Annotated in this window: 24 protein-coding genes and 1 pseudogene; 13 read left to right on the forward strand and 12 right to left on the reverse strand. The window is 66.4% G+C overall.

Translation table 11 applies throughout. From position 1 onward, the window contains the following. Positions 1-52: 52 nt before the first annotated feature. The gene (locus EH231_RS25780) at positions 53-970 is read left to right on the forward strand and encodes a 1,4-dihydroxy-2-naphthoyl-CoA synthase (RefSeq protein ID WP_090424403.1); all 918 of its coding nucleotides are present in this window, start codon (positions 53-55) and stop codon (positions 968-970) included. Positions 971-1,026: 56 nt separating this feature from the next. Here EH231_RS25780 and EH231_RS25785 read toward each other — a convergent pair whose 3' ends face one another. Then, entirely contained in the window at positions 1,027-1,521 is a 495-nt protein-coding gene (locus tag EH231_RS25785; protein ID WP_124713573.1) for a pyridoxamine 5'-phosphate oxidase family protein, read from the reverse strand. Continuing rightward, positions 1,518-2,471 carry an AraC family transcriptional regulator gene (locus tag EH231_RS25790; RefSeq protein ID WP_090424401.1) on the reverse strand — a complete coding sequence of 318 codons (954 nt, stop codon included), beginning with the start codon at positions 2,469-2,471 and terminating at the stop codon, positions 1,518-1,520. The genes EH231_RS25785 and EH231_RS25790 overlap by 4 nt, the downstream gene beginning before the upstream one ends. A gap of 73 nt (positions 2,472-2,544) precedes the next feature. On the opposite strand from EH231_RS25790, the gene EH231_RS25795 reads away from it, so the two are divergent. Together EH231_RS25795 and EH231_RS25800 are read left to right on the forward strand one after the other, a co-directional pair. Continuing rightward, positions 2,545-3,540, forward strand: coding sequence for an SDR family NAD(P)-dependent oxidoreductase (locus EH231_RS25795; protein WP_124713574.1), 996 nt, complete (start codon positions 2,545-2,547; stop codon positions 3,538-3,540). Between the two features lie 128 nt (positions 3,541-3,668). After that, entirely contained in the window at positions 3,669-4,538 is an 870-nt protein-coding gene (locus EH231_RS25800; protein WP_124713575.1) for an SDR family oxidoreductase, read from the forward strand. Here the strand turns inward: EH231_RS25800 and EH231_RS25805 are convergent, their stop codons facing one another. The 5 genes from EH231_RS25805 to EH231_RS25825 form a co-directional block, all read right to left on the reverse strand. Further along, positions 4,539-5,390: a polysaccharide deacetylase family protein gene (locus tag EH231_RS25805; protein WP_124713576.1), complete on the reverse strand. Its 852-nt coding sequence runs from the start codon at positions 5,388-5,390 to the stop codon at positions 4,539-4,541. It lies immediately after the preceding gene. After that, positions 5,383-6,297 carry an agmatinase gene (gene speB, locus EH231_RS25810; protein WP_206429677.1) on the reverse strand — a complete coding sequence of 305 codons (915 nt, stop codon included), beginning with the start codon at positions 6,295-6,297 and terminating at the stop codon, positions 5,383-5,385. Before speB ends, EH231_RS25805 begins: the two co-directional genes overlap by 8 nt. Before the next feature lie 79 nt (positions 6,298-6,376). After that, positions 6,377-7,138 carry an SDR family NAD(P)-dependent oxidoreductase gene (locus tag EH231_RS25815; protein WP_090424397.1) on the reverse strand — a complete coding sequence of 254 codons (762 nt, stop codon included), beginning with the start codon at positions 7,136-7,138 and terminating at the stop codon, positions 6,377-6,379. After that, the gene (locus EH231_RS25820; protein ID WP_124713578.1) at positions 7,135-7,863 is read right to left on the reverse strand and encodes an SDR family NAD(P)-dependent oxidoreductase; all 729 of its coding nucleotides are present in this window, start codon (positions 7,861-7,863) and stop codon (positions 7,135-7,137) included. The genes EH231_RS25815 and EH231_RS25820 overlap by 4 nt, the downstream gene beginning before the upstream one ends. After that, positions 7,826-9,322, reverse strand: coding sequence for an APC family permease (locus EH231_RS25825; RefSeq protein ID WP_124713579.1), 1,497 nt, complete (start codon positions 9,320-9,322; stop codon positions 7,826-7,828). Before EH231_RS25825 ends, EH231_RS25820 begins: the two co-directional genes overlap by 38 nt. Before the next feature lie 166 nt (positions 9,323-9,488). Here EH231_RS25825 and EH231_RS25830 point away from each other — a divergent pair, with 166 nt between their 5' ends. The 4 genes from EH231_RS25830 (at position 9,489) to EH231_RS25845 (ending at position 13,268) form a co-directional block, all read left to right on the forward strand. Beyond that, positions 9,489-10,865, forward strand: a complete 1,377-nt coding sequence (locus EH231_RS25830) for a PucR family transcriptional regulator (RefSeq protein ID WP_090424394.1) — start codon at positions 9,489-9,491, stop codon at positions 10,863-10,865. Between the two features lie 612 nt (positions 10,866-11,477). Beyond that, positions 11,478-11,894, forward strand: a complete 417-nt coding sequence (locus EH231_RS25835) for a GNAT family N-acetyltransferase (protein ID WP_234941110.1) — start codon at positions 11,478-11,480, stop codon at positions 11,892-11,894. Between the two features lie 103 nt (positions 11,895-11,997). Next, a complete protein-coding gene (locus tag EH231_RS25840) occupies positions 11,998-12,837 on the forward strand; it encodes a nucleotidyltransferase domain-containing protein (protein ID WP_090424392.1) in 840 nt (279 codons plus the stop codon). Between the two features lie 47 nt (positions 12,838-12,884). Further along, positions 12,885-13,268, forward strand: a complete 384-nt coding sequence (locus tag EH231_RS25845) for a VOC family protein (protein WP_124713580.1) — start codon at positions 12,885-12,887, stop codon at positions 13,266-13,268. Between the two features lie 47 nt (positions 13,269-13,315). Here the strand turns inward: EH231_RS25845 and EH231_RS25850 are convergent, their stop codons facing one another. Genes EH231_RS25850 through EH231_RS25860 form a run of 3 tightly spaced genes read right to left on the reverse strand, consistent with a single transcriptional unit; the run spans position 13,316 to position 15,199 of the window. Further along, positions 13,316-13,624 (reverse strand): DUF3349 domain-containing protein, encoded by a 309-nt coding sequence (locus EH231_RS25850; RefSeq protein ID WP_124713581.1) that lies wholly within the window; start codon positions 13,622-13,624, stop codon positions 13,316-13,318. Positions 13,625-13,632: 8 nt separating this feature from the next. Then, a complete protein-coding gene (locus EH231_RS25855; RefSeq protein WP_124713582.1) occupies positions 13,633-13,917 on the reverse strand; it encodes a hypothetical protein in 285 nt (94 codons plus the stop codon). A 25-nt stretch (positions 13,918-13,942) separates the two neighbouring features. Further along, the gene (locus EH231_RS25860) at positions 13,943-15,199 is read right to left on the reverse strand and encodes an inorganic phosphate transporter (RefSeq protein WP_124713583.1); all 1,257 of its coding nucleotides are present in this window, start codon (positions 15,197-15,199) and stop codon (positions 13,943-13,945) included. 265 nt (positions 15,200-15,464) lie between these two features. On the opposite strand from EH231_RS25860, the gene EH231_RS25865 reads away from it, so the two are divergent. The 3 genes from EH231_RS25865 (at position 15,465) to EH231_RS25875 (ending at position 17,645) form a co-directional block, all read left to right on the forward strand. Beyond that, positions 15,465-15,827 (forward strand): DUF3349 domain-containing protein, encoded by a 363-nt coding sequence (locus tag EH231_RS25865; RefSeq protein WP_090424388.1) that lies wholly within the window; start codon positions 15,465-15,467, stop codon positions 15,825-15,827. Between the two features lie 50 nt (positions 15,828-15,877). Next, positions 15,878-16,963, forward strand: a complete 1,086-nt coding sequence (gene menE / locus EH231_RS25870; protein WP_420891934.1) for an o-succinylbenzoate--CoA ligase — start codon at positions 15,878-15,880, stop codon at positions 16,961-16,963. Between the two features lie 67 nt (positions 16,964-17,030). After that, positions 17,031-17,645, forward strand: coding sequence for a pyridoxamine 5'-phosphate oxidase family protein (locus tag EH231_RS25875; RefSeq protein ID WP_090424386.1), 615 nt, complete (start codon positions 17,031-17,033; stop codon positions 17,643-17,645). Here the strand turns inward: EH231_RS25875 and EH231_RS25880 are convergent. Both EH231_RS25880 and EH231_RS25885 read right to left on the reverse strand, forming a co-directional pair. Then, the gene (locus tag EH231_RS25880; RefSeq protein WP_124713585.1) at positions 17,639-18,499 is read right to left on the reverse strand and encodes a GNAT family N-acetyltransferase; all 861 of its coding nucleotides are present in this window, start codon (positions 18,497-18,499) and stop codon (positions 17,639-17,641) included. The genes EH231_RS25875 and EH231_RS25880 overlap by 7 nt on opposite strands. Before the next feature lie 52 nt (positions 18,500-18,551). Continuing rightward, entirely contained in the window at positions 18,552-19,214 is a 663-nt protein-coding gene (locus tag EH231_RS25885; RefSeq protein ID WP_090424384.1) for a TetR/AcrR family transcriptional regulator, read from the reverse strand. A gap of 190 nt (positions 19,215-19,404) precedes the next feature. Between EH231_RS25885 and EH231_RS25890 the strand changes: the two genes are divergently transcribed. From EH231_RS25890 to EH231_RS34440, 3 genes and pseudogenes are all read left to right on the forward strand, one after another. Next, a complete protein-coding gene (locus EH231_RS25890; RefSeq protein ID WP_090424383.1) occupies positions 19,405-19,830 on the forward strand; it encodes an MmpS family transport accessory protein in 426 nt (141 codons plus the stop codon). Next, complete coding sequence (locus tag EH231_RS25895) at positions 19,827-22,730, forward strand: MMPL/RND family transporter (protein WP_090424382.1); 2,904 nt, start codon at positions 19,827-19,829, stop codon at positions 22,728-22,730. Before EH231_RS25890 ends, EH231_RS25895 begins: the two co-directional genes overlap by 4 nt. After that, positions 22,730-22,861 (forward strand): annotated as a pseudogene (locus tag EH231_RS34440) (DUF732 domain-containing protein); the annotation flags it as partial. The gene EH231_RS25895 and the pseudogene EH231_RS34440, both read left to right, overlap by 1 nt.

Below are 22,861 nucleotides of genomic sequence, written 5' to 3' on the forward strand. Positions count from 1 at the left end.
CAGCGACGGTACCTGTGAAACCTCTGGATTCGTTCGCTCTACAGTCGAGCACGTGAGTGCAGACAACCCGTTCGACCCGACAGTCTGGGAGCCGGTGCCCGGCTTCGACGATCTGACCGACATCACGTACCACCGCCACGTCGCAGACGGCGCGCGGCAGCCCACGGTCCGGGTGGCGTTCGACCGGCCCGAGGTGCGCAACGCCTTCCGGCCCCACACCGTCGACGAGCTGTACCGCGTCCTCGACCACGCCCGGATGTCCCCCGACGTCGGCGTGGTGCTGCTGACCGGCAACGGTCCGTCGGCCAAGGACGGTGGCTGGGCGTTCTGCTCCGGTGGTGACCAGCGCATCCGCGGCAGGTCCGGCTATCAGTACGCGGCGGGCGAAACCGCCGAGACGGTCGATCCGGCGCGGGCCGGAAGGCTGCACATCCTCGAGGTGCAGCGGCTCATCCGGTTCATGCCGAAGGTGGTGATCTGTCTGGTCAACGGTTGGGCGGCCGGCGGCGGACACAGCCTGCACGTCACGTGTGACCTGACCCTGGCCAGCCGCCAGCACGCCCGGTTCAAGCAGACCGACGCCGACGTGGGCAGCTTCGACGGCGGATTCGGCAGCGCATACCTGGCCCGCCAGACGGGGCAGAAGTTCGCCCGCGAGATCTTCTTCCTGGGCCGCGCCTACGACGCGGAGACCATGTATCAGATGGGCGCGGTGAACGACGTCGTCGACCACGCCGAACTGGAGTCCGTCGGCCTCCAGTGGGCCGCCGAGATCAACGGCAAGTCACCCCAGGCGATCCGGATGCTCAAGTTCTCGTTCAACCTGATCGACGACGGCCTGGTGGGCCAGCAGGTGTTCGCCGGGGAGGCCACCCGGTTGGCCTACATGACCGACGAGGCCGTCGAGGGCCGCGACGCGTTCCTCCAGAAGCGCGATCCGGACTGGAGCGGTTTCCCGCGCTACTTCTAGTGATTTGTGCACGTTTACCCGCGCTGACCGCCGGTAAACGTGCACAAATCGCCGGGTTAAAAACGAAAACCGGTCTGGCCGTGCGGCGACTTCGCGAACGCGATCACCTTGGCCGGGGTGACCTCGTAGACGATCGCGGCCTCGCCCTGCGGGTCGAAAACCTCGTCGTCGCAAACGAAATCCCAGTCGTCGCCGTACTTGTTCCGGTAGGCGCCGGCCAATGCGGTCAGCCGCTGCAGGCCGGTCACCCGCGCAGCGGTGCCCTCGAGGACGACGTCGAGGCCGGCGTTCCAGGTGTTGGTTCCGGTCGTGACGACGACGGCCGCTCCCGCCTGCAGATTGCGCGCCTTCTGCTCGGAGGACCCGGTGCAGAACACGAACACACCATCGGTCCACACCCCGACCAACGGGGTGACGTGCGGGCGCCCGTCGCCGCGCACGGTCGTGAGCCAGTACAGCCCGGCAGCATCGAGGACTGCCGCGGCGGACTCCCAACTCGTCGCTTCGGTCGCTTCGCTGAAGCGCTGGTCGAGCTTGCCGGTGATCGTCATACCGATACCGACCGGTCAGCGGCCGCCGATTCATCGCGGACATGCGCCCGGTAGCGCAGTGGAGACATACCTACCTCGCGTTTGAATGCGTTGGAGAACGCACCTTCGGAGGAGTAACCCAGCGTGACCGCCAGTGCGCCGACCCGGGTGTCGTCATCGCGGAGGGCACGCTGCGCCAGCAGCATTCGCCAGTTGTTCAGGTAGGTCAACGGCGGTACCCCGGCCACCGCACGGAACCGTTCAGCGAACGATGTCCGTGACATCGCTGCTGCACGAGCCAGCTCATCCAACCGCCAGGACTTCGCGGGTTGGTCGTGCATCACGGCAAGGGCGGGGCGCAACCGCTCATCTGTCAGCACCCGCAGCCAGCCCGGCGGCAGGTGTTCACCCTGATCGATGTACGCCCGTAGCACCTCAAGCAGCAGCAGCTGGCCATGCTGGCGAATGGCGAACGCCGCTCCTATCCGGTCACCGGTCACCTCGTCCACCAGTCGGTCGAGCAGCCCGTGCAGGCTGCCCGCCTGTGCTGATGCGGCACGGACGTGTCCCACCGACGGCAGCGCATGCAGCAGCAGCGCCTCACCGGCAGGGTTGACGTCGACGTGCCCGCCGATGATCACGTCGGCGTCGCCGCAATCGGCGCCGTCGATGCGGACGAACGGATCGGATTCGCGCAAGACGATCTCGGTCGGCGGCCCCGTTCCCGGCCCACCCTCCAACGCGACCCATTTGCGGCTGTTGAGAATCGCCACATCACCGGCGAGCAACTCGATGGGCTGATCCATGCCGTCGGTGATGAGCCGGACACGACCGCACACCACGGCGGTCAGCTTGAGTGGGTACCTGATCGGCGCGTGGGCCCGCCAGTCTCCGCGCACGGCGAACCCGCCGGAGATCAGGCCACGGACCTCGACGAGGTCAAAGACATCGGAGAGCTGATCACGAACCATCTCCGAACTATCGCGCAAAAAATATGGACTCACAACCATTCAAAGTCCGGCCGAGCGGAGACATCGTGGAGGCATGACACAGAACCAACGTCCCATCGGATCGGGATTCACCGCGGCCTCGACGGCAGCGGACGTGCTCGCAGGCATCGACCTGTCTGGACGCAACGTCATCGTCACCGCCGGTCATGTCGGACTCGGGCTCGAGACCACCCGGGCTCTCAGCCAGGCCGGAGCCTCGGTGGTGGTCGGCGCGCGCTCCCCAGAACGGGCGGCACACGCGTTGGCCGGCATCGACCGCGTCGAGGTACACCCGCTCGACCTGATGGACCCACGATCGATCGACACGTTCGCAGTCAGATACCTCGACTCGGGTCAGCCGCTGCACATCCTGGTGAACAACGCCGGCATCATGGGCGGCGAACTGGTCCGCGACGCCCGCGGCTACGAATCACAGTTCGCCACCAATCACCTCGGCCATTTCCAACTGACCCTGGGTCTGCTCCCCGCATTGCGCGGGGCTTCGGGCGCCCGTGTGGTGGAGGTTTCATCCTGGGGACACCATCTGTCCGACATCCATTGGGACGACCCGCATTTCGACACCGGCGAGTTCGACGGCACGGTGGCATACGGTCAATCGAAGACGGCCAATGTGCTGTTCGCAGTGGAACTCGACCGCCGCTTCGCCGGCGATGGAATCCGCGGTTACGCGCTACACCCCGGCGGGATCGTGAGTACCAACCTCGCACCGTGGCTCGGCGAAGACGGCTGGCGCGCCATGGGCCTGGTCGACGACGACGGACAGCCGGTGATCGATCCGGAACGGGATCGCAAAACTCCGGAACAAGGTGCGTCGACCAGCGTTTGGGCAGCCACCAGCCCGCAGCTCGACGACCTCGGTGGCGTGTACCTGCAGAACAACGACGTCGCCCCGCTTGAAGACATCACCGAACCGTTGACGCTCGACATCACCGCCGGACCGATGGAGACGACGGTCGGCGTCACGCGGTACGCGGTCGACCCGGAATCCGCGCAGAGGCTGTGGGAACTCAGTGAGAAATTGACCGCCTGACGCGTCGGCTCACGGCACGCAGAACATTTCTCCCCGGCGAGCGGACGCAGCGGGGCATGAGAATGCCAGGTCACGGCTGCCGCGACGTCCGCTCGCCGGGGAAAATCTAGGTCTCCTAAACTCGGCGCATGAGCAAGAACCCGCTGCGCCGAATCTCCGAGCAGCTGCTGCTGACCAGCATGCGTCCGCCGCTGACCGAACGGCTGCAGGCCCGCGGCGACATCGACGTCGCAGGCAAGCGGATCCTGCTGACCGGCGCGTCATCGGGCATCGGTGAGGCCGCGGCCGAGAAGTTCGCCGCGAAGGGAGCCACCGTCATCGCGGTGGCTCGCCGTCAGGAACTGCTCGACGACCTGGTCGGGCGGATCACCGACAAGGGCGGCGACGCCCGCGCCCACGCGGTGGACCTCTCCGACATGGACGCCATCGACGAACTGGTCGCCACCGTGGAACGCGATCTGGGCGGTGTCGACATCCTGATCAACAACGCCGGCCGGTCGATCCGGCGCCCCCTGGCCGAATCGCTGGACCGCTGGCACGACGTCGAGCGCACCATGACGCTCAACTACTACTCGCCGCTACGGCTCATCCGCGGATTGGCGCCGGGCATGCGCGAGCGTCGCGAGGGGCACATCATCAACGTCGCCACCTGGGGCGTGATGAACGAATCCTCGCCGCTGTTCGCGGTGTACAACGCCTCCAAGGCCGCCCTGGCCGCGGTCAGCCGGGTCATCGAAACCGAGTGGGCCGCCGTCGGCGTGCATTCCACGACGCTGTACTACCCGTTGGTGAAGACCCCGATGATCGCCCCCACCCGGGCTTACGACGGGCTGCCCGGACTGTCGGCAGCCGAGGCCGCCGACTGGATGCTGACCGCGGCGCGCACCCGCCCGGTGCAGATCGCCCCACGCATGGCCGTGACCGCCAAGGCGCTCAACACCGTGGCCCCCGGGCTGGTCGACGCCGTGATGAAACGGCAACGGGTCCAGCCGGTCTGATCACGGCTTGGTGATGCTCCGCGGCGGGAGCCCGAGTGAGCGCACATGCTCGGCGATGGCCCCGAGATTCGTGGTCCACACATCGGAGTGCTCAAGCACATAACGCATGAGATCGTCGAGTTCGGCTGCCCGCGAAGCCCGTCCGGTCAGGAAGGGGTGATTGGTGAGTACCCAGCAGGCCCCCACGCGGCGCAGCGCGTCGAACTCCAGCTGCCAGAGTTCCCTTGCCTTGCGCGGGCTTTCGATCAGACCAGATCCGGAGATGTCGGGCAGATAGCAGTACTGCTCCCAGTCGTCGAGGGCCCACTGGATCGGGATCTCGACCAGCGAGCCGTCACCGACAGACAGCTCATAGGGGCAGTCGGCGTCCATCAGGCTGGAGTCGTAAAGGAATCCACGTTCGGCCAGCAGCGCCGGGGTGTGCCAGGACAGGTCCCACATGGGCGCGCGGTAGCCGATCGGCCGTACACCGGCCACCTCGGCCAGCGCCTCCAGACCGCGGTCCAGCGCGTCGATCTCCTCCTGCAGCGTCAGTGCCGTCGGTTGCTCGTGCAGGTAACCGTGGTGGGCGATCTCGTGCCCGGCCGCGACGATCGCGCGCACCGCCTCGGGGTACCGGTGCGCGGTGTGACCCGGGACGAAGAATGTCGACGGAATCTGGTGGCGTTCCAGTAGTTCCAGGATCCGGGGAATTCCCACCAGCGGCCCGTAGGCCTGGTGAGACATCACGCTCATGCGAGCGGAGACGCCGACTTCGCTCTTGTCGCCCCACAGCACCGCCGACTCGGCATCCACATCGAAGGTGAACGCCGCCGCCGCGGTTTTGCCTTCCGGCCAGGAGAACTCAGGCATTGTCAGCCATCAGCGTAACCAGCTCATAGGCCAGATTGGCGCCCGCCACCGCGGTGACGTCACCGCTGTCGTAGGCCGGAGCGACCTCCACCACGTCGGCACCGACGATCTGCAACCCGCGCATGGCGCGCAGCACCGCCACCAACTCACGACTCGTCATCCCACCGATCTCGGGTGTTCCCGTGCCCGGCGCGAATGCCGGGTCCAGCACGTCGATGTCGATCGACACGTACACCGGGTGGTCCCCCACCCGGTCACGGATCCGCTCGATGACCCCGTCGACACCGATGCGGTCGATATCGCGGCAGTGGACCACCGTGAAGCCCAATGATTCGTCGTCGAGCAGGTCGGCGCGGTCGTAGAGCGAGCCGCGGATCCCGACGTGCGCCGAGTGGCCCTTGACGATCAGGCCCTGTTCGGAAGCCCGGCGGAACGGGGTGCCGTGCGTGCAGGGCGCACCGAAGTAGGTGTCCCAGGTGTCGAGGTGAGCGTCGAAGTGCACCAGCGCCACCGGCCCGTGGACCGCATGCATCGCCTGCAGTGCCGGCAGCGCGATGGTGTGGTCCCCGCCGAGAAGCACCACCCGCTGTCGCGGCGTGGTCAGCAGGTCGGCGATGCCGTCGCGCACCTGCTCCACCGCCGCCTCGATGTCGAACGGATTGGCCGCGATGTCGCCGGCGTCGACCACCTGTGCCTGCGCGAACGGGCTCACGTCCAGCGCCGGATGGTAGGGCTTGAGCAGACGTGAAGCCTGCCGGATCGCGGCCGGGCCGAACCGGGCACCCGGCCGGTAGGTGACACCGGTGTCGAACGGCACCCCGACCACCGCGATGTCGTAGTCGGAGACCTCGTGGCGTTGCGGCAGCCGGGCAAAGGTGGCGATGCCCGCATACCGCGGCACCGCCATCGCATCGACCTGACCGACATTTCCCGACTCCGACCGCACATACGGCTGGCTTGCCACCTGATTCCCTTCCTTCACCACGTCATGCCCTCGCCCGAGTCGCCCCGCCGTTACAGGCGATCACCTGCCCGACGACCGCCGACATCTCGAAGTCGGCCAGGAATTGCACCGCGGCCGCGATCTCATCGACGGAACCGATGCGGCCCAACGGAATCGACTCGGCGTAACGCTTGTGCATATCCGTCAGTGCGATCCCGGCGGCGTCGGCGTCGACCTGCAGCTGCGGGGTGTCGGTCACTCCGGGCGCCACCGCGTTGACGATGATCCCCTCCGGCGCCAACTCCCGCCCCAGCGTCTTGACCAACGAGATCAGCCCGGCCTTGGACGCCGCGTAGGCCGTCGCCTCGGGCCAGCCGGTGACACCCCACTCGCTGGAAACCACGACGATGCGCCCCGCGCCGAGCCGGCGCATGTGCGGCAGCACCGCCTGCACCAGATGGAACGTCCCGCCCAGATTGGTGTCGACGACCCGCCACCAGTCCGCCTCGTCGTGCTCCAGCAGCGGCGCCATGGTCATGTAGGCATGATTGGCTACCAGCACGTCGAGCCTGCCCGCCGCGGCCACCACCGCATCTGCGATCTCGACACAGATGGCAGGGTCACTGACGTCGCCGGGCACAGCCGGGCCGCCGATCTCGGCAGCCAGCGCATCCAGCGCAGCGCCGGCGCGAATGTCGTTGACCGCGACCGTCGCTCCCGCGGCGGCCAGCCGACGCGCGTGGGCGGCACCCATGCCCTGAGCGGCCCCCGTGACCAGCACGACTCGCCCCTGCAATGAGCTCATATCACCGCTCCCGCGTTGACGTTGACGACATCACCGGTGCTGAAGGTGGCATCGCACACCAGGTACTGCACACAACGCGCCACCTCAGCGGGCGTGACCAGTCGCCGCAACGGCAGAGTTTCCAGATAATCTGCTGCGCGCCAAGGGGAATCAACGGCGAGCAGCGGTGTGTCGGTCGGCCCGGGAGCCACCGCATTCACGCGCACACCGCGATCGGCGACCTCGGCGGCCAGGCTGCGCACCAGACCGAGGATGGCGCCCTTGGCCGCGGCGTAATGGGCGTCATGGTCGCCCCCACCGACGGCGAGTTCACTGGCCACCGCGACGACCGCACCCGAGCCCCGTTCGAGCATGTCGGGCAGACACGCCCGGGCGGCGTGGAACAGCCCGCCCACGTGCACCCGCAGCATGCGCTGCCAGGCCTGGGCACTGATCTGGCTCACCGGAGCCATCTCGTAGTACCCGGCCGAGGTCACCAACGCGGCGATCGGACCGAGCTCGGCCCGGATCTCTGCGACCGCGCCGGCAACAGCGGCGCCGTCGGAAACGTCAGCCGCGACAGCGTGGTCCGCCCGGGTTTCACCGGACAGGTCGATCGTTCCGATGGTGTGGCCGCGGTCGCGCAGCGCGGTGACGACCGCCGCACCGATTCCGCTGGCCCCGCCCGTGACGACGGCGACAGGAGCCTCAGTCACCGGCCACCGCCTTGACGTCGGCGCGCTCATCGAGGAGCTCGGCCCCGTCGATCACCGCGGCGCTGACGATCCGCTTGCGCACACTGAGCAGGATCCCCAGACCGATCACACCCAGCACCGCGAGCCCGATCCACACCGACCAGTCCAGGTAGCGCTGCTCGAAAACCGGCCTCGGCCAAGCGATGTTGAGGGTCTGGAGGATCGCCCAAACCGCGGCCACGGCGGCGACGGGAACCGTGGCCCGGCCCAGGCTGAACGCACCATCCGTCCAGCCGCGGCGGGCCAGGACCACCACGAACCCGATCAACGGGAACAGGAAGGCCAGGTAGAAGCCGCCTGCGGTGAAATTGACCATGAGCGAATAGATGTCGCCGGCCACGATGCTGAGCAGGAACAGTGCCCCGCCGACGACCGTGGTGACCAGAATCGCCACCACCGGGATCCGGGCCCTGCCGCGCAGCCGGGCCAGCGCGGCCGCGGCCGGCAGTGCACCGTCCCGGGCGTAGGCCCAGATCACGCGTGAGGCCGAAGTCTGCAGGGCCAGGAAGCTGGCCAGGAAGCCGATCACGAAGAGCGCCTCGACCGGTTTGGCGATGCCGTGTCCCAGTGCCGCCGTAAGAGTTTCGTACACCGGGTCGGCCACCGAACCCGACACCACCGCATCGAGATCCGGGATCGCCAGGATGATCGCCAAGCTCGAGTAGGCCACCACCAACGCGATGAACCCCAGCGAGAAGATCACCGCCTTGGGCAGATCCCGCCGCGGCTCATGCACCTCCTCGGCGATCGCGCCCGCGCTTTCGAACCCGACGAACGAGAACCCGATGAAGGCCACCGCGATCAGGAACGGCCCGCTCAGGTAGCTCCAGGTATCCAGCCCGGGACCGCCTCCGTCGAACAGCACCGACAACGAGTTGTTGCGGTGGAACACCAGCAGCCAGGTGCCCAGCCCGATGGAACCGATCACTTCGGCCACGATGCTGGCGGTCATGAACACCTTGAGCGCGCCACGGCCGATCAGATTGATCGCAGTCCCGCCGAGCAGAATCATCAGCGCGATGACGGCCCGCAGGCCCCCGGACGGAGATTCCACCCCGGCGATGTTGGCCACGAACCCGGCCGCGCCGAGCGCCACCGTCGCCATCGCGATCACCAGCGTCCACATGTACACCCAGCCGGCGAACCAGCCGTAGGACGTGCCCAGCAGCCGCCGCGACCACTGATATATGGAACCCTCCAACGGCCAACGGGACACCAGCATCGCGAAGACCAGGGCCACCAGCAGCTGGCCGCCGAACACCAGCGCGAAGCCCCACCAGAAGCTCGGGCCTGCCGCGGCCAGGGCCAGACCGAAGATTCCGTAGAGCGCGACGATCGGCGAGATGAACGCGAAAGCGAAGGCAAACGCCGACCACAGCGAGAATTCGCGCCGTAGAACATGGGGCCCGTCGGGGTCGTGCGCGGGCGCCGAGATCGGCGATGCAGTCATCGTGTGCTCCCTCTGACGTGGTTGCAGGAACTATCACGCCGCGGTGGTGCAACCGCCAAGCAATCGCGGCGAACACGCTGCAAACCCACTGTTGCCCCACGGCGGCATTGGAGGATCCGACAATGCCTGCCGACACGGGTGTGACGTCGGCGTTACGCTCACCCCCATGTCGGACCGCAGCGACGTCATACCGACACTGCGCGATCTCCTCGAATCACACCGGGGGCTGCTCACCCCCGACGAACCCACCGGCGACCTGGACCGCCGGATCAGCTGGGTGCACACCACCGAGCTGCGGGACCCGTCGCGGTATCTGCACGGTGGCGAGCTGGTCTGCACAGTGGGCATCAGCCTGCAGACCGCACAGGACTGCGCGGCATTCGTCGAGTCGTTGACCCGGGCCGGGGCCGCCGGCCTGTGCTTCGGCATCGGCGATGTGCACGACACCGTCCCCGGCGCGCTGATCACCTCGGCCGCCCGCGACGGCCTGCCGATCCTCATCGCCCCTCCCAATGTGCCGTTCTCGTCGGTGAGCCGCTATGTCGCCGACTTCCAGGTCGGCGGTGAGATATCCGTCGCACGCGCCACCAATTCGCTGATGCCCGAACTGCTTTCGTCACAACGGCGGCGCGAGTCGGTGAGGCAGCTGTTGGACCGCGCAGGTGAGGTGCTGGGCGGCTACCTCCTGCTGGATCCTGATGAGGCACCCGAGGACACCGGCACCACCACCGCCGTCGACGGGTTGGGCACCCTGGCCTGGGTGGGCAGCGGCGACCCGCCCGAAACCGCTGTGCTGCAGCTGATCGCGCGATTCGCCCAGGCTGCCCAAGGTGATCGCGACATCGAATCCGCGCTGACCCGCGAACGGGTCGGACAGTTGCTGTCGTTGATCGAGCGTCGCATGCTGCTGCCCGACGCCCTCAATCAGCTGTTGGACTGGGCGGGGCTGAGCTCACCGGAACTGACCTGCTCGGCCTGGCCGGCCGGGGCCGGCGCCGTGCTGTCGATGGCGTTTCCGGATGCCCTGGTCGGCGATGCGCCCGAGGTTTGTCTGGTTCTTGAGGCCGGCGCCCGCGCTCAGGCCGCCACCGAACTCTCGATGCCGTCGGGGCACGCCGCAGCCGTACCGCTCGCCGAACTGGGGGCGGCGATCACCCAAGCCCGCATCGCCCTCGACCTGGCCCAGCAGCACGGCGGAAGCATCGGACCCGATCAACTGAGCACCTTCGACAGCCTGCTCGAGGGCTTGCCCCTGAGCCGGCTGGCCCCGTTCAAGAACCAACTCATCGACCCACTCGAGCGCCTGGACAACGACCGGGGCACCCAGCACGTGCGTACTCTTCGGGCCTTCCTGGCCACCAACGGGTCGCTCATCGACACCGCCCGCGAACTGTTCCTGCACACCAACACCGTTCGTCACCGGCTGAGTCGTATCCACGAGATCACCGGACGTAACCCGATGAGTTTCGAGGACCAGGCCGCGTTCGCCATCGGATTGCGCGCCAGCGATCGCGCCCGCCGGATGCCCGGACGGCCGGAGTGACTCCCGTGGGATCGGGCCTACTCTCCTAGGCCCGACCGGACAAGACCCTCGCAGCACACGGCATTCCTCGGCACGTAGGCCGGGTAGCTTTCGCCCGAAGGCACAGGCATGCGCCGAACGGTCAAAGTTCAGACCCCCAAGGACATTTCAATGTCGCAGCTGAAGCGCGTGCGGAATTCTTTCGGTGTCTCGTGGTGAAGCGATCCACCCCCGGCACGCGGGCGAATAATCGTTTGCCAAGCTCTTGGAATTTGGTAAATACTCAGCGCAGCACGAGGTCTGGCTGCCATCGCGAACGGCACGCCTCGGCGCCCACGAGGCCTCCGGTTGGCTGTGCGCTGGCGTGGGCGAGCACGCGGTAGTTATTTCGTGAGTCGCTCCCGTGGGCCCGATGACCACAGCTGATGAGGAAGTTGCCGACGTGATGGAGCGATGCCGTATGACCCGTGAACCGCGGGTGGGCCGCATCTTGCGGCATTGTTCGATCGCGAGACGCATGTCGACACGATGTGAGTGCGCCCGACGTGGTCGTTGTCGGCGCCCGCGTCATCGGCGCGTGTGATGGACCCGGAATCGGCTCAGCGCAACGCGAATCGGTTTCACGTACGCCCGATGGTGCGCTCGGATTGGCATTGGATATGTGGTTGGTTTCGCGACCCGGAGCTTGATCGCCGGTTGGGGCCGATCGATGAAGAGTGGCTGGAGCATGTTCTCTCTGAGCACGACGGGGTGCAACTCGTCCTGGAGGACCACAAAGGGCGGGCCGCGGCGCTGGTCGGATGTGTGTGGGATCCAACGGGCGGCGAGCATGCGATCACCGATCTCGCGGTTGCCCCTCAACTTCGGCGTTCGGGGATCGGGCGTGAGGCGGTCGCGGCGACGGTGGCCTGGGCTGGGCATCCGGCGGCGAAACGTTGGATCGCGTTCGTCGAGGTGGACAATCCCAGCGCGTTCAAATTCTTCCCCGCGATCGGCTGGTGCCACGAGGGCATCGAGGACGGCATGCATCGGTTCTGCCGTGAGATGTGAGGACACCTTCGCGACACAGGAGCGTCGCCGTCGAGATAGGACGTTGGACGCGGCGCCTCCTGGCCGAACCCTCTGGTCGAACAGTTTCTGATAGGAGTTGTCCATGCTCGAGTCCGCCCAGCACGCGTCGTGCGATCCGGCAATCGAGGCTGTCCTCGGACGCGCGGTCGAACGCATTCGACGCGACTACCCAGACACCCGGGCGATCCTCCTCAAGGGCAGCCTGGTCCGCGGCGACGCCGGCCCGTACAGCGATATCGATCTGGACGTTCTGGTGAGTGGAGCCGACGAGAGCAGTTATGCCGCATGGTTCGACAGCGAAGGTGGTCGCTTGCACCACGTTTCGCTCGCGGTTCATTCTCGGGACGGATGGTGGGACGAGGCCGAGGATCCGGCGGAATGGTCGTTCGGTTTCGCTGCTCTTGAGGTGTTTCGATTGCTCTGGGTGGACGATCCGGAGGAGGCGGCACGGTATAGCGGGCCCGGACTCCCCCGTCCAGCCGGGGAACCCGAACTGGAGGACTTCTTTTCCGACCTTGGCAAGCTCCGCAATGCGCGCAGATCCGGCGACGAGTTGGGCGTCCGGCTTGCCGCCCGAGCGGCCGCACTTCTTTGCCCCTCGGTACTGGCGACCGTCAATCCCGGCCATCCGGCCGATCCGATAACCAGCGCCCGGGCAGCCCTCGACGCCGCCCTGTCATTTCCGGTCGCACCACAGGGTTATCGGGAGGATTTCCTGCGTTGTCTCGGCCTCTCGGGCGAGGCCTCGGACACCGACGACATCGCGGCTGCCGCCGAACGTCTGGTGCTCGGCACCGTCTCGCTACTGGAAGCCCACCAAGCGTGGTCGACCGACGCTGACAAACCTCGCTTCGAGCTCGGCCTGGACGACGCGCTGGCAACTCGGAGCCTTAGCGCCTACCTGCGCCAATCCCAGGACTGACCGTGTCGCGGATTCGCCGGGACACCGCGCGGTGGTAGACAAGGGACATGGAAATCCTGGCCAGCCGGATGCTGATCCGGCCGGTCGACTACCCGGCATCCGTGGAGTTCTACCGCGACGGGATCGGCCTGGCCATCGCCCGCGAATACGGTGCGGGCACAGTCTTTTACGCGGGGCAGTCACTGATCGAGCTGGCCGGTCACCACAGCCCCACCGAGTCCGGGACCTTCCCCGGTGCGCTGTGGTTGCAAGTGCGCGACGTCTACGCCACCCAGGCCGAACTCGAAGGCCGGGGCGTGGCGATCGCCCGGGCCGCAACGCAGGAGCCGTGGGGTCTGCACGAGATGCACGTGACCGACCCCGACGGCATCACGCTGATCTTCGTCCAGGTGCCCGACACCCATCCGCTGCGCCGCGACACCCGGCAATGAAAATCCCCGGCCCCATGTGAACTGGGCCGGGGATTTCTCGGGTGAAGTCAGCGCGCCGGTGTGGCCAACGGCCAGCCGACCGAAGCCAGGCGCGAGGCCACCTGCTGGATCTCTTCGGGATTCGGTTCCTTCTCGATGATCGACTGGACCGCGTCGCGAATCTCACCCTCGGTCACCGGGGTATCACCGTCGTTGGCCCGCAGGATCGCCTGTGCGGCCTGAATCACCTCGTCCTCGGACAGTGAACGCTTGAGCAGCGCCAACAGTGCGAAGTAGTCCTTCGGCGGCACGCCCTCGGGGTAACCCTTGTGCAGCCACGTGAGCACGTTCTCCATGTAGCCGGCAGATTCGGTCATGTGTCAGCTCACTTACCCGGGACGAAGGGGACGGGGTTGAATCCGAAATGGTGAATGATCGTGGTCTTGGTGATCCAGAGGATCGCGATCACGATCACCGCCGCGACGATGGCGAACAGCAGCAGACCGAGGGCCTTGAGCGCGGGGTTGGGCGCCACCACGGTGCCGTCCTCGTGCGTTCCACCGGCGCCGTTGGAGAAGGCCACCAGACCCGTGGCGAACACCGCAGGCAGGCCGGCGCCGAGGATCAACCCCACGACCAGCACCTTGAAGATGGATTCCAGATAAATCATCAGCAGATTCCTTAGTCAGATCCGGTCAGACCGCGGCTTTGTCGGTGCTGGGCTTGGCGGGCTTGGCAGCCTCGCGGATTTCCGCGGGCACAACCGAGTTGGTGGAGGAATCCCAATCGGCGTTGACGTTCTTGTGGTCGACCTTCTGCTGCTGGGCGCGCCACCACATGTAGCCGGACAGGGCGATCAGGATCAGGAAGATCAGGCCGTCGCCGGCCAGCGCCGCGCCGGTGAGCGCCTCGACCCCGTGCGAGAGCCAGAAGGCCAGCGCGCCGACGAGGCCGGCGGCGGGGAGGGTGATCAGCCATGCCATCGCCATGCGGCCGGCAACCGCCCAGCGCACCTCCGCGCCCGGCTTACCGACGCCGCTGCCGAGGATCGAGCCCGTGGCGACGTGGGTGGTGGACAGGGCCATACCGGCGGCGCTGGAGCTGAGGATGATTGCGGCCGAGGATGCTTCAGCCGCCAGGCCCTGCGGGGACTCGATCTCGACCAGACCCTTGCCCAGGGTGCGGATGACGCGCCATCCGCCGATGTAGGTGCCCAGGCCGATAGCAAGGGCGCAAGAGGCGATGATCCAGAACGGCAGGCCGTTCTCCTTCACATCGCCGGTGAGGTGGCCGGTGGTGATGAGCGCGAGCGCGATGACACCCATGGTCTTCTGAGCGTCATTCGTGCCGTGTGACAGGGCGACCAGTGAGGCGGTGGCGATCTGGCCCCAGCGGAAACCCTGCTCACGACGCTGCTTGAGCACGTTGCGGGTGATGCGGTAGACCAGCCAGGTTCCAGCGGCCGCGACGAGGCAGGCGATGAACGGAGCGGCGATCGCGGGGATGAGCACCTTCTGAACGACGCCGGACCAGTTGACCCCGGCCAACCCGATGGCAGCCAGGCCGGCACCGATCAGCCCGCCGAAGAGCGCATGCGACGAGCTGGAAGGGATGCCGAAGAGCCAGGTCAGGAGGTTCCAGAGGATGCCGCCGATGAGGCCGGCGAAGATGATGGTGAGGCCGGTCGAGGCATCGATACCCGATACCAGCGACCCCGTCTTGCTGTCCTGAATCTTGAGCACCGACGTGGTCACGGTCACGGCGACCTCGACCGAGAGGAACGCGCCGACCAGGTTGAGGACACCCGCAAGGATCACGGCGGTCTTCGGCTTCAACGCCCCGGTGGCGATCGATGTCGCCATCGCGTTTCCGGTGTCGTGAAAGCCGTTTGTGAAATCGAAGGCCAATGCTGTTGCTATCAGCAACACCAGAATGATCAGCTCAGCGCTCATGGCGGTAATTCTGTAGGACCATTGGCGATTTTGACCAGCCGGAAACTCCGCGCTGACCTGGGAATTCGGATACGCTACGGATGAGTTCACCCAGTGTTCATCTAGCCAACCCGGTTTGTTCGCCGGGCGGGTTTGCCGTTCCCTGCGCGGCCGATAAATTCACTGCGAGCCAGAGTCGGCTGGCACTACTACCATCAATGCGGTCTTCCGGCTCAAACTCGTATGGCCGGAGGAACCTCGCTCGGGTGCATCAGGAGTAGGCACAGTGAACGCTTTTCTCGCGAAGATCGCGGCCTGGCTGAATGCCGGGTACCCGGAGGGGGTGCCCGGACCAGACCGGGTGCCGCTGTTGGCGCTGCTGGCGCGGCGCCTGACCAACGACGAAGTCAAGGCGGTCGCACGGGATCTCATCGATCGCGGTGACTTCGATCACATCGACATCGGTGTGCTGATCACCCAGATCACCGATGAACTGCCCCGCGCCGAAGACGTCGAGCGGGTACGCGAGCGACTGGCGGCCAAGGGATGGCCGTTGGACGATCCGCGCGATGCCGAGGATGCCGGCGACGCCGACCATCCCACCGGTAACAACGGGGACGACCCGAAAGAGCCAGGGGGCCCGGCATAGCCGTCCTCCGCCCCGTCACCGTCGGATCCACGACGGATACGTTGCTGGCAGTGCTCGATGACGTACTGACCGGACGCGCGTCGGCGATCCTGCCCGTCCCCGCCGACGACGAGCGTCAGAGTTCGTTGCTGACAACCACTTTGCGCGCCGGGGAAGAAATCGACGACGACGTCGCCGTGGTGATCTCGACCTCGGGCACCACCGGCAAACCCAAGGGCGCGCTGCTGACGGCCGATGCGCTGCGGGCCAGTGCCGCCGCCACCCACGCGCGGCTGGGCGGTGACGGGCGGTGGCTGCTCGCCCTGCCCGCCTATCACATCGCAGGGCTGCAGGTTCTGGTGCGCAGCGCGCTGGCCGGCACCGCGCCCGTCGGCGTCGCGGCCTCCTTCGATCCGGGCGATTTGCCTTCTGCGGTGGCCGCTTTGGGCAGTGGCCGCCGCTATGCGTCACTGGTGGCGGTGCAGTTGGACAAGTCCCTGCGCCACCCGGCCGCCGCGGAGGCGCTGGCCGACCTCGACGCCGTCCTGATCGGCGGTGGGCCGATGCCGGCCGGGGTGGCCGAACGCGCGGAGGCGGCAGGGGTGAACGTGGTGCGCACCTACGGGATGAGCGAGACCGCGGGTGGCTGTGTGTACGACGGCGTGGCGCTCGACGGGGTGAAGGTGCGCGTCGATAACGCCCGCATCCTGCTGGGCGGCGCCACCGTGGCCCGGGGCTATCGCAACCCGATCAGCCCCGACCCGTTCGCCGAGCCCGGCTGGTTCCGCACCGACGACCTTGGCACCGTGGATGATTCGAGTGTGTTACGGGTTCTGGGCCGGGTCGACGACGCGGTCAGCACCGGCGGGTTGACGGTGCTGCCACAACTGGTCGAATCGGCGCTGGCCGGCCATCCGGCGATCGCCGAGTGCGCGGTCTTCGGGGTCCCCGACGAGCGTCTCGGTCAGCGAGTGGTGGCCGCGCTGGTACTCACCCCAGGTTCATCGGCCCCCGATGTGGCCCAGTTGCGCGACCACGTGGCGCAGACCCTCGATGCCACCGCGGCGCCACGAGAGGTGCACGTCGTCGACGAGTTGCCCCGTCGCGGCATCGGCAAGCTCGACCGGCGCACGCTCGCCGCCCGTTACACGGGCTGAGCTCGGGCGCCGGCCGCCGAACCCTTCGGCACGACAATTCAGTCGCCGGCTTGGGCATGATGGAGATATGCGCCGAGAAGTGACCTCCGCGGATGAGCTGCGTGCCATCGTCGGGCAACCCACCGCAGCCGTCGCCAAGAAGGTGACCGACCGACTGTCGGAAGCCCAGCAGATCTGGCTCAAGCAGTCGCCGCTGGGCTTCGTGGCGACCACCGATGCCCACGGCCGCGTCGACGTCTCCCCCAAGGGGGATCCGCCGGGTTTCGTCCAGATCATCGACGACACCACGATCGCGATCCCGGAGCGGCCCGGCAACCGGCGCGTCGACGGCTTCCTCAACGTGCTGCAGCGCCCGCACGTGGGCACGGTGTTCGTCATTCCCGGTCGCGGTGACACGCTGCGAATCAACGGCACTGCCCGGATACTTTCCGACGCAGACTATTTCGATGCCATGGCGGTGGACGGCAAGCGTCCGATCCTGGCATTGGAAATCGCGATCGAAGAGGTGTTCTTCCACTGCCCAAAGGCATTCCTGCGCTCTGAGACCTGGAAGCCCGAGAGCTGGAATCCGACGGCGGTGCCCTCGGTGGCGCAGATGGCGAAAGCTTTCAAGCCCGATCAGAGCCAGGAGGAACTCGACGCGTATTACAGCGAGGACAACCTGCGCAAGATCCTCTACTGAGCCGCCTCAGCCGGCTTCACCAGGATCGCCCGCGTGTAGAGCAGCTGGAAACCCCGGCGCTGGACGTTGTGCTGGGACTTGGAGCCGGGCGCCGTTGTCACCACGGCGATCTCGCATCCGGCGTCGGCAGCCTCGGCCAGCCGCGCCGCCAACAGCGCGGCCTGCACCCCGCGGCGGCGGTAGGCAGGCGCCGTCGCGGCTCCGGCCAGTTGAGCGATCGCGCCGGTCAACCGCATCATCCCGCCACCGGCGACGACTCCGTCGCACAGCGCGATATACGCGGTCGCCCCGGCCTTTTCCATGTCCCGCTCGGCCCGCTCGATGATGTCGGCGGGGAAATGCTCATGGCTGACCGGGCCCTCACCGTCGGGATGGGCGAAGCCCTCCACCACGACGTTCACCCATGCGGTGAGGTCGTCGGCCCGACGCACCTGCACATCGGTCACCGGCGGGCGCTCGTCGTGAATCGGCCTGCCCAGCACGTTCTCGAACTCGACGAGGCCGTAGCCGCGGCCGGACAACAACGCGGTGATCTCGGGGTCGGCCAGGTTGGACAGTTCGACCCGGGTGGAACTGCCCCTGGCCGCGAAGGCCCGCTCGATCTCACCCAGCACCGCTTCATCGGGCAACCCGTCGAAGCCGAGGCCGACCACCTTGTTCATCGGCGATTCCGCCTCGGCGAAACAGGCGTACCCGCCGGCGACGGGCAGGACCAGCCCGTCGGCGCCACGGTGCCCGGCAGCGTGCGTCGCCGCCGCGATCAGGTCCGCCTCGGCCTTCTCGATACGCCGGGCCAGTTCGACACCGCAGAACAATGGATCCGAGCCCGGGTCTGAGTCACCTTTGATAGCCACGTCGATATTGTGCCCGCACAGGCTTTTCCGAAACGTGGGGTACCAGCGTCGGTCAGCGGGGCGGCCCTGCGGGTTCCCACGTCTGCATCGCCGTATCGAGCTCGTCGCTGTCGAGTGCCTTCACCGGAATCGGCGCCTGGTCATCGTGCCGGCGCATTCCGTCCAGAAGCATGGCCACATAACGGCGCCACAAGTCGGCGTCGACATGGCCGGCGAACTCACTCACGGTGCCGGACAGAAGCCCGAACAGCGGCATGTCCGTGGACGACACCTCCGGACGCAGATAGCCGTCGTTCTGCGCCCGCTCGACCAGTTTGGTCAACACCGGGACGAGGCGCTCCTGGCATGCCTTGACCCGGTCGCACCCGTAGGCCTTGCTGAACGCGATTTCCCGAAGGCCGCGGTCGGTGGCCGTGATCTCGCACATGCTCTCGACGTACCACGCGAACCCCTGCCATGAATCTTCGTGCTGCAGCGCGGATTCAGCCAGCGCGGTGAGCTGTTCCATACCGTCCACGAAGATGGCCCCGATCAGCTCTTCCTTCGTGGCGAAGCGCCGGTACACCGTGCCCACCCCGACATTGGCGTAGCGCGCCACGTCGTTCAGCGTCGCCTCAAGACCTTTCTCGGCAAACAGCTCCCTCGCAGCGTCGAGCACCCGCTGCCGGTTGCGCTCTGCGTCCTTGCGCAGCGCGGGTCTTGTTTCCTCGGTCATAGCTCTCAGTCCAAGTGATCGGCGTCATAAGTGGATTGATCCTATCCACTTATTCGGCTAACTTTACCCCTCGAAGTGCGTAGGCCACCTAATAGCAGGGTTGTCGCGATCGCATCGAAATGTCGGGAGGCCCACCAGTGACACCTGTCATCGATATGCCCGCTGCGGGCCTCCCCTCGGGGCAACCGAAATGCTGAGGGCCATCCGCCGAATCTGGCTCCCGGTACTGATCGTCATCGCCATGGGGGCCGGCGTGCTGATCGTGATGAACGTCCGCAAGGTCTTCGGCGCACATCCGGTCATCATCACCGACACCACGTCGGACAACGCCGAAGACTTCAATCCCAAGTTCGTGAAGTACGAGATCTTCGGTAACGGCGGCACAGCCGTCATCAACTACATGGACCTCGAAGGCAAACCCCAGCGCACGGGAACCGTGCCGCTGCCTTGGACTTTGACGCTGCAAACCACGTTGCCATCGGTGCAGCCCAACATCATGGCCCAAGGCGACGGGGACAGCATCAGTTGCCGAGTCACCGTCGATGACCAGGTCAAAGAAGAGAGAACGGCTACTGGATTGAACGCACAAACCTTCTGCTTTGTGAAGGCAGCATGAGCGCGCCCACGGACGACACCCCGACCGACGCCATCGCAACCGGCCGCCACGCGGCACCTCCGCGGCCGGCGATCCCACGATTCATCCGGACGCTCGCCCTGCCGATCATCCTGGCGTGGATCGTGATCGTCGCACTGCTCAACACCGTCGTGCCGCAGCTCGAGGTCGTCGGAAAGATGCGCGCGGTGTCGATGAGTCCCAACGACGCGCCGTCGATGATCGCCATCAAAGAGGTCGGCAAGAAGTTCCAGGAGTACGACACCAGTAGCTCGGTGATGGTCGTGCTCGAAGGCGACAAGCCGCTGGGCGTCGAAGCGCACGTGTTCTACGACCAGATGGTCCGTGACCTGCGCGCCGATACCACCCACGTGCAGCATGTGCAGGACTTCTGGGGCGACACCCTGACCGCCAAGGGCGCCCAGAGCCGCGACGGCAAGGCCGCCTACGTGCAGGTCTACATCGCCGGCGACCAGGGCGAGACGCTGGCCAACGAATCGGTCGAGGCGGTGCGGCGCATCGCCACCGAAAGCCCCGCGCCCGATGGCGTGAAGGCGTATGTGACGGGATCGGCAGCCTCCAGCACCGACCAGAACATCGTCGGCGACGAGAGCATGCAGATGATCGAGCTCGTCACCTTCGGCGTCATCGCGGTGATGCTGCTGGGGGTCTACCGGTCGATCATCACCACGTTGATCGTGCTGGTGATGGTCGTACTCGAATTGTCCGGCGCCCGTGGCCTGGTCGCGTTACTGGGCTATCACAACTTCTTCGGTCTCACCACGTTCGCGACCAACATGCTGGTGACCTTGGCCATCGCCGCGGCGACCGACTACGCGATCTTCCTGATCGGCCGATATCAGGAAGCACGAAGAGCCGGCGAGGACAAAGAAGCGGCCTACTACGACATGTTCCACGGCACGGCTCACGTCGTGCTCGCGTCCGGCCTGACCATCGCCGGTGCGACGTTCTGCCTGCACTTCACCCGCCTGCCGTACTTCCAGACCATGGGTATCCCACTGGCGATCGGAATGACCATGGTGGTCGCCATGGCGCTGACCTTGGGGCCGGCCGTCATCTCGGTGGCCAGCCGGTTCGGCAAGATCCTTGAGCCCAAGCGGTTTTCGAAGTCCCGTGGATGGCACCGGATCGGCACTGCCACCGTCCGCTGGCCGGGCGCAATCCTGGTGTGCGCCATCGTCGCAGCGTTGGTCGGCCTGCTCGCCCTGCCCGGCTATCACACCACCTACAACGACCGCATCTTCCTGCCCAAGGACGTCGGGACGAACGTCGGATACGACGCCGCGTTCCGGCACTTCTCGCAGGCCAAGATGAACCCGGACCTGATGATGATCGAGTCCGACCGGGATCTGCGGAACCCAGCGGATTTCCTGGTGATCGACAAGATCGCCAAGGCCCTCAAGGGCGTGCACGGTATCGCCCAGGTGCAGACCATCACCCGTCCCGACGGCGAGCCGATCAAGCACTCGACGATCCCGTACACGCTGGGCCAGAGCGGCACGACCCAGCTGATGAACAACGACTACCTGCAGAGCAATCTGGACAACATCCTCAAACAGGCCAACGATCTGCAGAACAGCATCGACTCGATGACCGAGATGATGAGCATCCAAACGGATCTCGCGGCGGTGTCGCAGCGCATGGCCGACAAGATGAAGACCACGTCGGGCGACATGTCCGACGTCCGGGACCACCTGGCGGACTTCGACGACCAGTTCCGGCCGTTGCGCAACTACCTCTACTGGGAGCCGCACTGCTTCGACATTCCGATGTGCTGGTCCATGAGGTCGATCTTCGACGCACTCGACGGCATCAACACGATGTCCGACGACTTCCAGGACCTGGTTCCCGAGATGCAGCGGATGGCCGACCTGATGCCCCGGATGGTCGCCGTGTTGCCTGCGCAGATCCAGACCATGAAGAACCAGAAGCAGATCCTGCTGAACCAGTACCAGGTGCAGAAGGCCCAACAGGACCAGACGATGGCGATGCAGAACACCGCCACCGCCATGAGCGAAGCGTTCGATACGGCCAAGAACGACGATTCGTTCTACCTGCCACCGGAGGCGTTCGGGACCGACGACTTCCAGCGCGGCCTCAAGCTGTTCATGTCGCCTGACGGACATGCGGTGCGGTTCACCATCATTCACCAGGGTGATCCGCTGACTCCCGAAGGCACCGCACGTATCGCACCGCTCAAGATCGCAGCGGCCGACGCCATCAAGGGGACCCCGCTCGAGGGATCCAAGATCTACCTCGGCGGCAGCTCGGCGACCTACAACGACATGCAGCAGGGCGCCGACTACGACCTGATCATCGTCGCCGCGGCGGCACTGATCCTGATTTTCATCATCATGTTGGTGCTCACCCGTGCCGTGGTGGCCTCGGCGGTGATCGTCGGCACGGTGGTGCTGAGTCTGGCCTCGGCCTTCGGGCTGTCGGTACTGCTCTGGCAGCACATCGTGGGAATCCCCTTGCACTGGATGGTGATGCCGATGTCGGTCATCGTCCTGCTGGCCGTGGGCGCGGACTACAACCTGCTGCTCGTCTCACGAATAAAGGAGGAGATCCACGCCGGGCTGAAGACCGGGATCATCCGGGCCATGGTCGGCACCGGTGCCGTGGTGACCTCCGCAGGCTTGGTCTTCGCATTCACCATGGCGTCGATGGCAGTCAGCAGCCTGATCGTCATCGGTCAGGTCGGCACGACCATCGGCCTGGGCCTACTATTCGACACCCTCGTCGTCAGATCGCTGATGACACCGTCCATCGCCACGCTGCTCGGGCGCTGGTTCTGGTGGCCGCAACGCGTCCGTCAGCGTCCGGTGCCCCAGCCCTGGCCGAAGCCCATTCAGCGCGAACCCGAGGAGGCCCTGGTCTGATGAAACGTATGCTGATCGCCCTGTCGTTCTGCGCGGCAACCAGTCTCGCGCTCTCAGCGCCGGCTCATGCCGATCCGGACACGGAGTTCGCCAACGAGTTGCACACCTTCGGGATCTACGGGCAGAAGGAC

This window comes from Mycolicibacterium nivoides, from assembly GCF_003855255.1.
In the GTDB taxonomy this organism is placed as follows: Bacteria; Actinomycetota; Actinomycetes; order Mycobacteriales; family Mycobacteriaceae; genus Mycobacterium; species Mycobacterium nivoides.

Excerpts from the sequence above, each read along its gene's own strand:
- EH231_RS25790 (WP_090424401.1), bottom strand. The coding sequence starts at position 2,471 with ATGGTTCGTGATCAGCTCTCCGATGTCTTTGACCTCGTCGAGGTCCGT.
- EH231_RS25845 (WP_124713580.1), top strand. The coding sequence starts at position 12,885 with ATGGAAATCCTGGCCAGCCGGATGCTGATCCGGCCGGTCGACTACCCG.
- speB (WP_206429677.1), bottom strand. The coding sequence starts at position 6,297 with ATGGCGGTGCCGCGGTATGCGGGCATCGCCACCTTTGCCCGGCTGCCG.
- EH231_RS25855 (WP_124713582.1), bottom strand. The coding sequence starts at position 13,917 with ATGATTTATCTGGAATCCATCTTCAAGGTGCTGGTCGTGGGGTTGATC.
- EH231_RS25815 (WP_090424397.1), bottom strand. The coding sequence starts at position 7,138 with ATGAGCTCATTGCAGGGGCGAGTCGTGCTGGTCACGGGGGCCGCTCAG.
- EH231_RS25890 (WP_090424383.1), top strand. The coding sequence starts at position 19,405 with ATGCTGAGGGCCATCCGCCGAATCTGGCTCCCGGTACTGATCGTCATC.
- EH231_RS25860 (WP_124713583.1), bottom strand. The coding sequence starts at position 15,199 with ATGAGCGCTGAGCTGATCATTCTGGTGTTGCTGATAGCAACAGCATTG.
- EH231_RS25830 (WP_090424394.1), top strand. The coding sequence starts at position 9,489 with ATGTCGGACCGCAGCGACGTCATACCGACACTGCGCGATCTCCTCGAA.
- EH231_RS25840 (WP_090424392.1), top strand. The coding sequence starts at position 11,998 with ATGCTCGAGTCCGCCCAGCACGCGTCGTGCGATCCGGCAATCGAGGCT.
- EH231_RS25850 (WP_124713581.1), bottom strand. The coding sequence starts at position 13,624 with ATGACCGAATCTGCCGGCTACATGGAGAACGTGCTCACGTGGCTGCAC.
- EH231_RS25795 (WP_124713574.1), top strand. The coding sequence starts at position 2,545 with ATGACACAGAACCAACGTCCCATCGGATCGGGATTCACCGCGGCCTCG.
- EH231_RS25785 (WP_124713573.1), bottom strand. The coding sequence starts at position 1,521 with ATGACGATCACCGGCAAGCTCGACCAGCGCTTCAGCGAAGCGACCGAA.
- EH231_RS25820 (WP_124713578.1), bottom strand. The coding sequence starts at position 7,863 with ATGAGCGCGCCGACGTCAAGGCGGTGGCCGGTGACTGAGGCTCCTGTC.
- EH231_RS25825 (WP_124713579.1), bottom strand. The coding sequence starts at position 9,322 with ATGACTGCATCGCCGATCTCGGCGCCCGCGCACGACCCCGACGGGCCC.
- EH231_RS25805 (WP_124713576.1), bottom strand. The coding sequence starts at position 5,390 with ATGCCTGAGTTCTCCTGGCCGGAAGGCAAAACCGCGGCGGCGGCGTTC.
- EH231_RS25835 (WP_234941110.1), top strand. The coding sequence starts at position 11,478 with ATGGTGCGCTCGGATTGGCATTGGATATGTGGTTGGTTTCGCGACCCG.
- EH231_RS25800 (WP_124713575.1), top strand. The coding sequence starts at position 3,669 with ATGAGCAAGAACCCGCTGCGCCGAATCTCCGAGCAGCTGCTGCTGACC.
- EH231_RS25895 (WP_090424382.1), top strand. The coding sequence starts at position 19,827 with ATGAGCGCGCCCACGGACGACACCCCGACCGACGCCATCGCAACCGGC.
- EH231_RS25885 (WP_090424384.1), bottom strand. The coding sequence starts at position 19,214 with ATGACCGAGGAAACAAGACCCGCGCTGCGCAAGGACGCAGAGCGCAAC.
- EH231_RS25875 (WP_090424386.1), top strand. The coding sequence starts at position 17,031 with ATGCGCCGAGAAGTGACCTCCGCGGATGAGCTGCGTGCCATCGTCGGG.